The 13,692-nt window shown below is 64.2% G+C and carries 10 protein-coding genes; 3 read left to right on the forward strand and 7 right to left on the reverse strand.

All coding sequences use genetic code 11. The annotated features are described in order from the left end of the window. Positions 1–94: 94 nt before the first annotated feature. The 5 genes from manA to HMPREF3087_RS09930 all read right to left on the reverse strand — a co-directional run bounded on the left by manA (position 95) and on the right by HMPREF3087_RS09930 (position 5,736). A complete protein-coding gene (gene manA / locus HMPREF3087_RS09910) occupies positions 95–1,327 on the reverse strand; it encodes a mannose-6-phosphate isomerase, class I (protein ID WP_070428989.1) in 1,233 nt (410 codons plus the stop codon). A 104-nt stretch (positions 1,328–1,431) separates the two neighbouring features. Beyond that, positions 1,432–2,880: an LCP family protein gene (locus HMPREF3087_RS09915; protein ID WP_070428990.1), complete on the reverse strand. Its 1,449-nt coding sequence runs from the start codon at positions 2,878–2,880 to the stop codon at positions 1,432–1,434. 14 nt (positions 2,881–2,894) lie between these two features. After that, entirely contained in the window at positions 2,895–4,040 is a 1,146-nt protein-coding gene (locus tag HMPREF3087_RS09920; protein WP_070428991.1) for an acyl-CoA dehydrogenase family protein, read from the reverse strand. 11 nt (positions 4,041–4,051) lie between these two features. Further along, the gene (purE, locus tag HMPREF3087_RS09925; protein WP_062019711.1) at positions 4,052–4,573 is read right to left on the reverse strand and encodes a 5-(carboxyamino)imidazole ribonucleotide mutase; all 522 of its coding nucleotides are present in this window, start codon (positions 4,571–4,573) and stop codon (positions 4,052–4,054) included. A gap of 14 nt (positions 4,574–4,587) precedes the next feature. Then, a complete protein-coding gene (locus HMPREF3087_RS09930) occupies positions 4,588–5,736 on the reverse strand; it encodes a 5-(carboxyamino)imidazole ribonucleotide synthase (RefSeq protein ID WP_070428992.1) in 1,149 nt (382 codons plus the stop codon). Positions 5,737–5,833: 97 nt separating this feature from the next. Here HMPREF3087_RS09930 and HMPREF3087_RS09935 point away from each other — a divergent pair, with 97 nt between their 5' ends. Then, the gene (locus HMPREF3087_RS09935) at positions 5,834–6,382 is read left to right on the forward strand and encodes a GtrA family protein (protein WP_070428993.1); all 549 of its coding nucleotides are present in this window, start codon (positions 5,834–5,836) and stop codon (positions 6,380–6,382) included. Here HMPREF3087_RS09935 and HMPREF3087_RS09940 read toward each other — a convergent pair. Further along, positions 6,341–7,504 (reverse strand): alkaline phosphatase family protein, encoded by a 1,164-nt coding sequence (locus HMPREF3087_RS09940; protein ID WP_070428994.1) that lies wholly within the window; start codon positions 7,502–7,504, stop codon positions 6,341–6,343. The two genes, HMPREF3087_RS09935 and HMPREF3087_RS09940, sit on opposite strands and share 42 nt — an antisense overlap. Before the next feature lie 90 nt (positions 7,505–7,594). Further along, entirely contained in the window at positions 7,595–8,182 is a 588-nt protein-coding gene (locus HMPREF3087_RS09945; protein ID WP_070428995.1) for a DUF5998 family protein, read from the reverse strand. 70 nt (positions 8,183–8,252) lie between these two features. Here HMPREF3087_RS09945 and HMPREF3087_RS09950 point away from each other — a divergent pair, with 70 nt between their 5' ends. Further along, positions 8,253–10,922 carry a bifunctional acetate--CoA ligase family protein/GNAT family N-acetyltransferase gene (locus tag HMPREF3087_RS09950; protein WP_070428996.1) on the forward strand — a complete coding sequence of 890 codons (2,670 nt, stop codon included), beginning with the start codon at positions 8,253–8,255 and terminating at the stop codon, positions 10,920–10,922. Between the two features lie 126 nt (positions 10,923–11,048). Then, positions 11,049–13,685 (forward strand): DNA gyrase/topoisomerase IV subunit A, encoded by a 2,637-nt coding sequence (locus HMPREF3087_RS09955; RefSeq protein WP_070428997.1) that lies wholly within the window; start codon positions 11,049–11,051, stop codon positions 13,683–13,685. Positions 13,686–13,692: the final 7 nt, after the last annotated feature.

Here is a 13,692-nt window from a genome sequence, read left to right on the forward strand (position 1 = left end):
CTGGTGGGTGTTTGCGAGACAAGTGAGAGGGGCGGTCATCTGACCGCCCCTCTCACTTGTCTGCGCCTGCTGGCTGAAGCAGCCAGCCGGTGTGTCAGCGACCGAGGCCGCCGACGAACAGGGCTCCCTGGCCGTTGAACGTGGGAGGGGCTTCGTCAGCGCCGATGAAGTAGGCGTCACCCGGGTTCAGCTGCTGGGTGCCGTGGTCGGTGCTCACCTGGAACTCACCCGAGGTGCACAGGGCGATCGTGGGAGCGTCCTTGCCGAGCTGGAGGTTGTCAGCACAGCTGATGACCTGCATTCCGAAGTCGCGGCATCCGGTGTCGAGCAGGCCGCTGTCATCAGGGTGCTGGATGTGGGGCTTCTGCACTTCGAAGCGCACCAGGCGCTGCAGTTCGGGAATATCGATGTGCTTGCTGGTCAGGCCACCGCGAACGACGTTGTCAGACGAGGCCATGATTTCAACGCCCAGACCGCGCAGGTAGGCGTGCGGAATGCCGGCCTTCATGGCAAGAGCCTGGCCCGGGAGCATGCGGACCATGTTGAGCATGAGCGCAACGAGAGCGCCCGCGTCGTTCGGGAAGTCACCGTTGGTCATCCGCAGGATGTGGATCGGATCGATATCGCATCCGATGCGCGAATCGCAGTCTGGTGCAGCCTCAGGGATATCGGCGGCGGCCAGACGGTCGGCAACCGCACCGAAGTTGGGAGTATCCAGCAGGAGGTTCATGGAGTCCTGCAGCGGGTTGTCCCCCGCCAGGACCTCACGCCACGTGAGCAGTGCCGCGTGGGTGCCCGGCACCTCGGCAGCCAGCAGACGGTCAACGGTGGCCGCAATCGCGTGAGGCTCGCGGAAACCCGTGAGTGCATCAAACGGCGACAGGGCGTAGATGAGTTCGGGCTTGTGCCACGCGTCGCGGTAGTTGCGGTGCGGTGCATCGATGGGAATGCCGGCGGCGTTTTCGCGGGCAAAGCCTTCACGGGCCTGTTCGAGGTCCGGGTGCACCTGAATCGACAGCGCCTTGTCCGCTGCGAGAAGTTTCACGAGGAAGGGCAGACGCGGGCCGAAGGTTTCAACCGTTTCTTCGCCAAGAACAGCGGCGGGGCTTTCGGCAACAACGTCAGACAGGGTGCGCGGAAGAACTGCAATTCCGTAGGCCTGTTCCGATGCGGGGGCGGACCAGACGACCTTTGAGGGCCTGGCTTCGTGCGCTCCGAACCACATTTCGGCAATGGGTTCGCCAGTGGGAGCCTGTTCGAGAAGGGCGGGAATGGCGGTGGTCGAACCCCAGGCGTAGTTGGCCGGCGAGCCTTGTAGCTTCAACATCGTCTCCTTGCAACCTTAGCGTCCGGCTACCGTAGGAGTCCACTGTGAACGCTATGGCCGCAGAAGGCGACATCAAGGTGAAGAGGAGGTTACATTCACCGAAATCACTTGGGAACCGAGCAGATGGAGCTCGCCTTGGGCTTCTTTTCAGCCGCGTGCGCCGGTGCGGGCGCGAACAGCCCCGCTGATGCCTGCTTGTCCTCTTGCTTGGACTTCTCGATTCCCTCTTGGACCAGCTTCTTGGTCACTGTGAAGTCCGGATGGGAAGGTGTGACCTGCGGCGGGGTGAGCTCAACCGAGAGCATCTTCTGCGATTTCGCCTTCATGCCCAGGTTGATGAAGTCGTCGGCCTGCCGCTGCGGAACGTCGGTTGAAATGACATCCGGTGCGGCCGCGGCGAGTTTCGTAAAGCGCGTCATAAGGGTCGCCGGATCCATCTGCCGCAGCATGGCTTCCTGCACGCAGCGCTGGCGGACCATGCGCTCGTAGTCAGAGGAGAATTCGCGGGAACGGCCGTACCACAGGGCTGTGCGACCATCCATTTTGATGTTCTGCCCCGGTTCAATCCATTCCTTCGGCGGATAGTGCTTGCCGGTGGCCGGGTTGATGGGCCTCGAGATGGGCACGCGCACTTCCGAATTCAGCCGAATGCCGCCCATGGCGTCAATGAGCTGTTCGAAGCCCTTGAGGTCGATCATCGCGTAGAACTGGATGTCGAGGCCAGTCACGCCTTCGAGGGCTTCAACCGTGCCCTGCACTCCAGCGGGAACATCGCCCTCGTATTCGTCGGCGTGTTTTTCCGCTTCCTGATAGACGGCGTTGATGAGGCAGTCATTGCCGCAGTTGTAGCCCTGCGGGAAGTGCTTGTGCATGGGCGAAGACTTGGGGAACGGCACGTTCTGGGTGTTGCGGGGAATGCCGATGACAACCGATTTTCCGGTTTTGGCGTCCATCGACACAACCGTGAGGCTGTCGGGGCGGATGCCCTCGCGGCCCTTGCCCGCGTCAGAGCCGAGCAGAGCCACGTTGTACCGGCCCTCGACCGGCTTCTTGAGCTTGCCGGAAGCGAACAGCTGAGACATGAGCGAACGCTGCGCGTTGACCGTCACGCCGCCCCACGCGGTGCCCAGGCCCACGATGAGGGCGGCAGCCAGACCTACAGCCAAGAACTTCGGCCGGGTCTTCTTGCTGAGGCTGACGACCTTCACGCGCCGCATGGTGTCCAGCAGACACACAACCCAGTTGATGCCGGCGGCAAGCACCACGAGCAGAACGACGATCAACAGAAAGGGATCGGTGCCGACGGTCAACAGGAAGCTGCGTTTGATAAGCGTAATGATGACGGCCGCCAGCACCAGCACCCAGGTGCCGAGTGTGATGCCCAGCGCCGTCCGGGTGAACTTCCGCGGGGCGCCGAGCACACTCTGCACGGAACCCGGCATGAGCGCAGAGCACAGCAGCAGCCACCACCCGCGGCGATCCCGGACATACTGCGGGCTTCGCTTGGGGTTGCGGATGGGGTCTGCGTACTGCAGCTGCCTGCGCTGGCTCATGCGGGTGTCGTCTTTCAGCCGAGCAGCTTACGTCCCATGACCAGACGCTGGATCTGGTTGGTGCCTTCGTAGATCTGGGTGATCTTCGCATCGCGCATCATGCGCTCAACCGGGTGGTCGACAACGTAGCCGGCACCGCCGAGCAGCTGCACCGCATCGGTGGTGATCTCCATGGCGACATCGGAAGCGAAGGCCTTGGCGGCTGCGCCGAAGAAGCCGAGGTCGTCGTCATCGCGCTCCGACTTCGCGGCTGCCGCGTAGGTCAGCTGGCGGGCGGCTTCAAGCTTCATGCCCATGTCCGCGACCATGAACTGCACAGCCTGGAAGTCGGACACGGACTTGCCGAACTGCTTGCGGTCCTTGACGTAGTCGATCGCGTAGTCGAGCGCACCCTGGGCAACACCGACGGCCTGCGCGGCAATCGTCACACGGGTGTGGTCGAGGGTGCGCAGGGCGATCTTGAGACCTTCGCCTTCATTGCCGATGATGCGGTCGCCGGGGATGCGGCAGTCTTCGAAGAACAGTTCGCGGGTGGGGCTGCCCTTGATGCCGAGCTTGCGCTCCTTTTCGCCGAAGGTGAAGCCCTCGTCGTCTTTTTCCACCACGAATGCGGTGATGTTGCGGCCGCGGGGACCATCCGGGTCGGTGACGGCCATAACGGTGTAGAAGTCAGAAACACCTGCATTGGTGATCCAGGTCTTGACGCCGTTGAGCACCCAGTCGTCGCCGTCGCGCTTAGCGCGGGTCTTCATGCTGGCGGTATCGGAGCCTGCTTCGCGTTCGGACAGGCCGTAGGAGAATCCGCGGCCCTGCGCCAGCTGCGACAGGTACTTCTGCTTGATCTCTTCGCCGCCGCCGAGGATGACCGGCATGGAGCCGAGCTTGTTGACGGCGGGGATGAGGGACGACGACATGCAGCCGCGGGCCACCTCTTCGATCACGATGCAGGTTGCCAGGGCGTCTGCACCCACACCGCCGTATTCCTCGGCCACGTGCGGGGCGAAGAAGTCGGTGGCCACGAGAGCATCGTGTGCTTCCTGCGGGTAGCGCGCCTCAGCGTCGACTTCGGCTGCGGCGGGGACGATTTTGTCTTCGACGATCGAGCGCACCGCGGCGCGGATCTCTTCGTGCTCTTCGGTCAGCTTGTAGACATCGAACATTGGTTTCCCTTTCAGCTGTGCTCTTCGAGCCGGCGCTTGAGCGCTCGGCCCTTCTCTTCAGCGGCACGCCCCAGTTCGAGGCGGTAGTCGTCAAGGCGACCGCGCAGAGCCGCCGACTCGTCGTCCCGTCCGGCGCCGATGATCCTGGCGGCCAGCAGTCCCGCGTTCTTCGCTCCGCCGATCGACACGGTCGCCACCGGCACACCGGCGGGCATCTGGACGATCGACAGGAGTGAGTCCATGCCGTCGAGGTGTTTCAGGGGCACCGGAACGCCGATCACCGGCAGGGACGTGACCGAGGCGATCATCCCGGGAAGGTGGGCGGCACCTCCGGCACCGGCGATGATGACGGAATACCCCGCCTCGTCAGCACGGGCACCCCATTCGATCATGTCGTGGGGCATGCGGTGGGCGGAAACGACTTCCGCCGTAAACTCAATGCCCAGTTCCTCCAGGACATCCGCGGCGGCGCTCATGGTGGGCCAGTCCGAGTCGGACCCCATGACGATGCCGACTTTCGGCTTGGTGCTCATGTCTGCGTCCTCCCTCAGGGCAGGTCAGGGTGCGGGTTGGTGTCAGTTCCGGCAATGAAGTGCGCCGCGTGGCGGGCGCGTGCCAGAACCGATTCGACGTTGTCACCGCTGATGTTGACGTGTCCGAGCTTACGACCGGGACGTACACCCTTGCCGTACATGTGGACCTTGACCTGCGGGTCGTGAGCCAAAACGTGCAGATAGGCCCGGTAGAGGTCTTCGCGGTCGGCACCGAGGACATTCGCCATGACCGTCACGGGTGCTTTCGGGACCGGGTCACCCAGCGGGAGATCGAGGATGGCCCGCAGGTGCTGTTCGAACTGGGTCGTGATTGAGCCGTCCTGTGTCCAATGGCCCGTATTGTGCGGGCGCATGGCCAGTTCGTTGACCATGTAGCCGTCAGCGGTTTCGAACATCTCCATCGCCATCACACCGGTCACGCCGAGCGATTCGGCGACCGTGAGCACATCAGCGGTGATTGCCTGGGCCTTCGCGGGATCGAGGTCGGGAGCGGGTGCGACGGCCTCAGTGCAGATGCCGCCTTCCTGCAGGGTTGCCACAACCGGCCACACGGCGGTCTGGCCCATGGGCGAACGGCCGACCATGACGGACAGTTCGCGGGTGAAGTCAACGGCCTCTTCGGCCAGCAGCGGACCCTTGCCGAACCAGTCGGCGGCTTCGTCGGCGCTGTTGATGAGCTTGACCCCGTGGCCGTCATAGCCGCCGCGGGGCGTTTTCACGATGATTGGCCAGCCGATCTCATCGCCGAAGGCCTGCAGGGAATCAGTGTCTGTTACTTCGCGCCACGTGGGGTTGGGCAGGCCGAGTTCGTCCATTTTGGCGCGCATCTTGAGCTTGTCCTGCGCGTAGACGAGCGCGTGAGGGCCGGGGTGGACGCTGTGACCGGCTGCCACAAGGGCTTCGAGGTGCTCAGTCGGCACGTGCTCGTGGTCGAAGGTGATGACGTCGACCGTTTCAGCAAACGCGCGCAGCGTGTCGAAGTCCTTGTAGTCCCCGACGGTCACCTGAGAGGAAACCTGCGCGGCAGAAGACCCTTCTGCCTCCGACAGAACATGAAAAGCAACACCGAGCGCTTCGGCAGCCGGCGCCATCATGCGCGCCAGCTGACCGCCGCCGATTACACCAATACGTGGAAAAGACACGCCCTCACTCTAGCGCCCGCCACCCGACCAAGCCCTGAGTGACTCGCACCCAGTGTCGACCAACCCGCAGTGGGTGCAGCCTGCCTATAGTGGGCGCGTGGGCAAGAAGAGACGCGAACTCGTCAAAATCGGCCGCTTCACGGTGGTCGGGACTGTCGCATTCTTCGTCGACGTCAGCGTTTTCAACCTGCTCATGCTGACTGTCCTGCAGGGCCACCCCGTGTGGTCGAAGACCGTGGCGGTTCTGTGTGCAACAGCTGTTTCATGGATCGGGTCGCGGCGCTGGACCTTTGCCGACCAGGAGTCGCGCTACCGGCCCGCTTTTGAGGGCATCCTGTTCTTCACCGTCAATGCCGCGGGGATGGGCATCGCGCTTCTCACCCTCTGGGTCTCCCACGATGTTCTGGGCTTCACATCGCTGCTGGCCGACAACATATCCGGCAATGTCATCGGACTGCTGCTGGGCAACATCATGCGGTACTTCGCCTACCGATCCTGGCTGTACCGCGGAAAGTCGCACAGGCGCGAGGTCCTGGCAGGCACCTCGTCAGATTTCGGTAACCCGGCACCTGCCCCAGAATCAGACTCAGCCCAAAAAGCAGACTCAGCCGTGCAGAACGAGCAGCGGGATGGTGAGCTCGGCTGAGCTCACTCCCCCGTGGTGGCCCAGCAGGCTCAGAGCCGAAGGCGAATCATTGCGCGAATCGACAATGGCGGTTGTTTCGTCACACACCACCACGAGGTCGCCGATGCGGGCGCGGAAGGCATCGGCGACTTCCCCGAACCAGCCTTCGCGGATGGCTTCGTCACGGGTCATGACGCGTCCCCTGCCGGTCAGCTGAGCGCGGAGGGCTTCCGCGGTGTCGTCGCGAGCGCCGTCGCGGGTGTAGAGGTGTGCCGCCCGGGGCTCTCCCCCGACGGCTGTCAGTCCCGCCGCCAGCTCAGGGTGTTCTGCCAGGTCAATGCGGTTGTCGTGGGCGACATCGACCATGCCGTGATCGGCGGTGATGATCATCGTCATGTCCGGCCCGAGCGCTGCCGCGAGGCTGCTGAGCATCTGGTCGACCTGTTCGAGCTGTTCGATCCACTGGTCGGAGTTCCAGCCGGCCTGGTGTCCGGTTTTGTCGAGTTTGCCCCAGTAGAAGTAGACGAGCCGGCGGCCGGGAGCGCGCATTTCTCCGTGTGCGTGACGCACCCGCTGCTCCCAGGAGTCAGAGCCGCGGAAGCGACCCCCGCGCAGGGTTGCCGCATTGAGTCCGCCGCGGCTGAACTTCGGTTCGCCCAGCTGCACGACGTCAAGACCGGCGGCGGTCAGCCTCTCGAACAGCGTGGTGTCCGGCACCCACCGGCTGGGGTCGACTTCGTTCGAACCCGTCAGCTGATTGAACACCTCTCCGCTTTCGGGGTCGAGGAGTTTGTAGCCCATGATTCCGTGCCCACCGGGCAGCATTCCCGTACCGAGCGAGGACAGCGAGTTCGCGGTGGTTGACGGAAAGCCCGCACTGCCGGCCCGCAGGTGCTGGCCGACGGAACGCAGGAACGGCGTGTAGGCCTTCCGGGCGCGCAGCAGTTCAAGCCCCATACCGTCGATGAGCACGACAACCACAACGCGAGCTTCGGCCGCACTGCCGCTGAGAATCTTCTCGGTGCGCAGTCGCTGATCGGCTGACAGCACACCCTGGGCATCGAGTGCGGCGGCCGCTGCCGGAACGATGTCCGACAGCAGCGGGCTGTTCGCGTAGTCCGGCGGCTGAAACTGGTGTGTCACGCTGGGCTTTCTGACGTTGCGTACGGGATTTCTCTGACGAGGCGGAGGCCCGGTTCCGCACTGCCGTGCGGCCTGGGCGGGACGTTGGGTTTATCGACGCTGGGTGCGGGCGGCGTGGATAACCCGGCGCAGTGTGTTCGCGAAGCTGACGGTCGCATCGACGGCCTGCTGGCCTTCGGCCTGGGCGGATACGCGCAGGGCGACGTCTTCGCTGAACGTGCCGCCGCTGAAACCGTGGTCGACGTCGCAGTCGGGGTTGCCGCAGTTTTCGGGGAACACTTCCAGGCGACTGCGCGCACCCCACGACATGACGAGCTGCACTTCGACCGGGCCCACGCCGGGACGGTAGTGAGCGGGGTCAGCGTAGGTGGCGAAGATTGCCGGGGCCGCGAGCTTGTCGAGTTCCACTTCTTCTGTGCTGCACAGGGCACGCGGTTCGCTCCACCCCGGTTCGGGATGTGGTTCGTCGTCAACGCGCGCAAGCACCAGTCGGGTGGGGGTGAGCACGAAAACGCTCACCAACCGGTGGATGGTGTCGAGGTCCATGTGCGTGTCGGTGTAGACCAGGTGGTCGAGCACGGGTTCGTCCAGCAGGGCTTCCGCTATTGCGGTCGCTGCTATCTGCGGGTAGTAGCCGGCGTCTTGGATGTCGGCGATGAGTCGCTGTGGAAGGTCCATTGCACCATTGTCTACTGCCGCCCGCGCGTAGGGCTAGGCGGGAGGCCCCGCGGGGCATAAGCTGGGTGGTATGAGCGCCTATCCACAGTCTTGGGAAGCCGACGTTGTCCTCCGCGATGGTGCGACGGCGCGTCTGCGCCCCATTCTTCAAAGTGATGCCGACGGTGTGCAGGCTATGCACTCGAAGCAGTCAGCTGAATCCATCTACATGCGGTTCTTCGCCCCGATCAAGCAGATCCCGGAAAAGGACCTCGAGCGGTTCGTCAATGTCGACTACCGCGACCGCGTTGCCTTTGTCATGACGATCCGCGACGAGATCATCGGCATCGGCCGCTACGACCGGCTGGATGAGAACTCTGCCGAGGTGGCGTTCAACATTGCGGATGCGCACCAGGGCCGCGGCATCGGCTCAATTCTTCTGGAGCACCTGGCCGCTGCGGCCCGCGAAATGGGCATTGACCGTTTTGTTGCCGAGGTTCTGCCGCAGAACCGCCCTATGCTGCAGGTGTTCGCCGCCGCCGGCTACGAGGTCACCCGCGAATTCGATGACGGGGTTGTGGCTGTTGCTTTCGACATCGACCCCACGGAGAAGTCCCGGCAGGTGCTGGCATCGCGTGAGCATCGTGCTGAGGCCCTGTCGGTGCGCGGCATTCTGCACCCCGAATCGATTGTTGTATTCGGGGCTTCGCGCAGCCGTGCGTCGATCGGCAATCTGCTGCTGCGCAATCTGACCGCCGGCGGCTTCCGGGGTCGGCTCAACATCGTTCACCCGGAGGCTTCCGAGGTTGCGGGCCTGCCCACCGTGTCGAGCTTGGATCAGATTGAGGGCGACATCGACGTCGCCGTCATCGCGGTCCCTGCTGTCTCTGTCCCCCAGGTTGTCCGCGACTGCGCGGAACGAGGCGTCAAGGGCGTTGTCGTGGTCTCCTCTGGTTTTGCGGAGACTTCCGAAGAGGGTGCGCGACTGCAGGAGCAGGTGCTCACCACCGCCCGCACGTGGGGCATGCGCCTGATCGGCCCAAACTCCTTTGGTGTTCTCAACTCTGACCCCGAAGTTGATCTCAACGCTTCACTGTCGCCGTTCCTGCCCGATCCCGGCCACGTGGGCGTGTTCAGCCAGTCGGGTGCTCTGGGCACGGCAATGCTGGCGGCTGCCCGCGAGCGCGGCATCGGCATTTCGACTTTTGTGTCTGCCGGCAACCGTGCGGACCTGTCGGGCAACGACATGATGCAGTACTGGCAGGAAGACCCCGCCACGAACGTCGTGTGCCTGTACCTCGAATCGATCGGCAATCCGCGAAAGTTCTCGCGTATTGCCCGCAGGGTCACCCGCAATAAGCCCGTCATCGTCATCAAGTCCGATCTCACCGGAGGTGAGCTCCCGCCGGGTCACGCGGTGCGCGTGTCGTCCCTGTCTGCCAGCGCCATGGATCAGGTTCTTGCGCAGGCGGGTGTTATTCGCGCCCGCTCGGTCAGCCAGATGTATGACATTGCGCAGGTGTTCGACACGCAGCCGCTGCCGGACGGCAAGCGCGTGGGCATTGTGGGCAACTCCGCGGCCCTGTCAACACTTGTCGAACAGTGTGTGCGCGCAGAAGGGCTGAAGCTCGGCACCGCCCCGGTGTCCATGCACCCGGAGGCCACGGTCGATGACTTCGAAGCTCAGCTGCGGCAGGGGTACGCCAACCCGCACGTGCATTCGGTTGTCGTCATCATCACGCCCTCCCCCAGTGTTTCGTCATCCCAGATGGCGCAGGCCATTGCGGATGCAGCAGCCCAGTCGGGCAAAACCACGGTCGCGTGCTTCCTCGGGGTGTACGGCAAGGACGAAATGCTCACGTCCTACACCCGGTCTGCCGACGGCGAGCGCACCAAGCACGTCGTCCCGTCCTACGGCGGTCCCGAAGCTGCCGTGTGGGCGCTCGCGCGGGCAACCGAGTACGCGGTGTACAAGAAGTCCGATCACGGCCACTACCCGATCTTCACGGACCTGAAGGTTCGCGAGGCTCGCCGGATCATCGAAAGCAGCCTGGCGGAAGCCGATTCGCCCAGGGTGACCATGACTGATGAGGCCGCGCACGCTCTTCTGGGCGCCTACGGCATCGACGTGCTGCCCTATATCTCCACGTCCACTGTCGAAGAGGCCAAGGCGGCCGCCGCGAAGATCGGCTATCCGGTAGCGCTGAAGGCTGTCCACAGGAAGCTGCGCCACCGCTTTGAGTTCGGCGGGGTGCGCCTTGCCATTCAGAACGAGGCGGAGCTCGTGGGCGACTGGAACGGCATCGCCGAGGTCATCGCGCAGTCGCTCGATGACGATGACGACCGCCGCATCGACGTGCAGGCGATGGCGCCGGCGGGTGTCGGGTGCGTCATCCGCGCCGGTGAGGACCCGCTGCTGGGGCCCATGGTGTCGTTCTCCATTGCCGGTGACTCCACCGAGCTGCTGGACGATGTTGCCCACCGGGTCGCTCCCCTGACCGACCTCGATGCCCGCAACATGGTGCGCACTCCGGGAGCCTCACCTCGTCTGTTCGGCTACAAGGGTCTGCCGGTGGCCAACGTCGAACCGGCCGAGGAGATCCTGTTGCGCCTGGCGGCGCTGGTTGACGAGTTCCCCGTCATCCGCAGCATTGAAATCCGCCCGATCATGATCACCACCGACAAGAGCTACCTCCTGTCGGCCCGCATTCAGCTGGCGGCTGATGCAGACCGCATGGATACTCTGCGCCGCAGGATGTGAACCGCTGACTGACTGACGCTTAAGCGCGCTCAGCCGACGCGGCGACCGTGAAATCAGCGGTTTCTGCCCTGCTGAGCGCTACACTGACCTCCTGATGGCACAGCCGCTGCACAAGGAGGAAGCCGCGTGACCGACGGTCAGATCGTCGATATCGATGTCACCCAGGAAATGGAGACGTCGTTCCTCGAATACGCGTACTCGGTCATCTACTCCCGCGCGCTGCCGGATGCTCGCGACGGCCTCAAACCCGTCCAGCGCCGCATTCTCTACCAAATGTCGGAAATGGGGCTGCGCCCCGACCGCCCCTACGTCAAGTCCTCGCGCATTGTCGGCGATGTCATGGGCAAGCTGCACCCGCACTCCGGCACCGCGATCTACGATGCCCTGGTGCGCATGGCCCAGTCCTTCGTCATGCGCGTCCCGCTTGTCGACGGCCACGGCAACTTCGGTTCGCTTGACGACGGCCCCGCGGCTCCCCGCTACACGGAGGCCAGGCTGGACCAGGCGGCCATGCATATGCTGCGCAACCTGGACGAAGACACCGTCAACACTGTGCCGAACTACGACGGTTCGCTCACTCAGCCCGAAGCTCTGCCCAGCGCACTGCCGAACCTGCTGGTCAACGGGGCCTCCGGCATTGCGGTCGGCATGGCCACCAACATGGCCCCGCACAATCCCGGCGAAGTCATCGCCGCCGCCCGCCACCTGATCTTCAACCCCGACGCAACCCTGGACGAGCTCATGCGCTACGTCCCGGGCCCAGACCTGCCGACAGGCGGCCGAATCATCGGCCTGTCCGGTGTGCGGGATGCCTACGAAACCGGCCGCGGCACCTTCCGCACTCGCGCAACCGTGAAGTTTGAGAACATCACGCCGCGTCGCCGTGGCATCACCGTGACCGAACTTCCCTACCTTGTGGGCCCCGAAAAGGTCATCGAGAAGATCAAGGACAACGTCCAGGCCAAAAAGCTGCAGGGCATCAGCTCGGTTGATGACTACTCTGACCGCAAGCACGGCCTGCGCCTGGTCATCGGCATCAAGTCCGGCTTCAACCCGGAAGCTGTTCTCGAAGAGCTGTACCGCCTGACCCCGATGGAAGACTCCTTCGGCATCAACAACGTCTGCCTGGTGGACGGCCGTCCCCGCACCCTGGGACTGAAGGCCCTGCTCGAAGTGTTCATTGCCCACCGGATCGACGTCATCCGCCGGCGCAGCGAATTCCGCCTGCAGAAAGCACTCGACCGCCTGCACCTGGTGGAGGGTCTGCTGGTTGCGATCCTCGACATTGACGAAGTTGTGCAGCTGATCCGCTCCTCTGACGATGCCGCACAGGCGCGCACCCGGCTGATGGACGTCTTCGACCTCTCCGAAATCCAGGCGACCTACATCCTCGACCTGCAGCTGCGCCGCCTGACGAAGTTCTCCCGCATTGAACTCGAAGCTGAGCGCGACGAACTGCAGGCCACGATCGAAGACCTGCGGGAGATCCTCGGCGATGAACACCGTCTGAAGACCCTCGTGTCGGATGAGCTCGAAGAGACCGCGGAGGCTCTTGACACCGGCCGCCGCACGGTGCTCGTTGAGGGCAGCCTCAAGGAGATCAAGGCCGCCGGCCGCAAGAAGGGCAAGAACCTGCAGGTGGCCGACGAACCCTGCTGGGTGCTCATGTCCACCACCGGGAAGATCGCCCGGACGGCAACAGCCGGCGAACTGTCAGCCACCGGCCGCAGGGCTGCCAACGACGCTCTCATCGCGCAGATCCCCTCGAGCACCCGCGGATCCCTGGGTGCTCTGACGAACAAGGGGCGGGTCCACAAGATCGACATCATCAACCTGCCGTCCCTGCCGGACCAGGCCACCCGCCCCGTGCTCTCCGGCGGGGTGAAGATCACCGACTTCATCGAACTCGAACGCGGAGAACAGGTCATCACCCTTATCGACCCCACTGCCGAGGTGGTGCTCGGCACACGCTTGGGCGTGGTCAAACGCGTTGCCGCAGGTGAGATCCCGAACAACCGCGACGTGTGGGACATCATTGCGCTCAAGGGCAAAGACACCGTCGTGGGCGCCGGCCAGCTGCCCAACCTCGATGACGGATCTGCCGTGTTCATCACCCAGGCGGGCAATCTGCTCACCTTCACCCTCGACGGTGTTCGCGCACAGGGGCCCGGTGCTGGCGGTGTCGCCGGCATTCGCCTGCCGAAGGACATCGAGGTCATCAGCTTCAGCGTTGTCGACCCAGCCGTGGAAAACCGGGTTGTGACGATTGCCAAGGGCGTGAACTTCAACGGCGAGGAAACCGAATCCGTCAAGGTCTCCCTGCTGTCGGACTTCCCCACCAAGGGACGTGCCACCGCGGGTATGCGCAGCCACCGCTTCCTCAAGGACGAAACCGAGCTCGTAACAGCCTTTGCCGGACCCAACCCGCAGGCGGCCGCCAAGACCGGCGGTGCACGCGCGCTGCCGGACGAACTGTCTCGCCGCGACGGTTCGGGCGCTCCCGTTGAAGGCCGGATCGATGCGATCGGCACCTTGCCGCGCACCGGCATTGCCGCAGACCCAGCGGCAGCCGACGGCACCTCGGCAGAGGGAACCGCACCCTCCAGTGGTGGAGAAGCCGCGAAGAGCGGTGCCAAGAGCACAGCCAAGGGCGCTGCAGGCGCACCTGATTTCAGCGACGACGACCGCTACGCGCAGATCGGCCGGGACAAGGATGACGACAGCGGCGTCATTGTGTCCCACGACGACGAACAGCTGTTCTGACCGGCGC

The organism is Brevibacterium sp. HMSC22B09, assembly GCF_001806795.1.
GTDB classification, from domain to species: domain Bacteria; phylum Actinomycetota; class Actinomycetes; order Actinomycetales; family Brevibacteriaceae; genus Brevibacterium; species Brevibacterium ravenspurgense.

Coding starts and splice junctions, on each gene's coding strand:
- purE (WP_062019711.1), bottom strand. CDS start 4,573: ATGAGCACCAAGCCGAAAGTCGGCATCGTCATGGGGTCCGACTCGGAC.
- HMPREF3087_RS09950 (WP_070428996.1), top strand. CDS start 8,253: ATGAGCGCCTATCCACAGTCTTGGGAAGCCGACGTTGTCCTCCGCGAT.
- HMPREF3087_RS09920 (WP_070428991.1), bottom strand. CDS start 4,040: ATGTTCGATGTCTACAAGCTGACCGAAGAGCACGAAGAGATCCGCGCC.
- HMPREF3087_RS09945 (WP_070428995.1), bottom strand. CDS start 8,182: ATGGACCTTCCACAGCGACTCATCGCCGACATCCAAGACGCCGGCTAC.
- HMPREF3087_RS09915 (WP_070428990.1), bottom strand. CDS start 2,880: ATGAGCCAGCGCAGGCAGCTGCAGTACGCAGACCCCATCCGCAACCCC.
- manA (WP_070428989.1), bottom strand. CDS start 1,327: ATGTTGAAGCTACAAGGCTCGCCGGCCAACTACGCCTGGGGTTCGACC.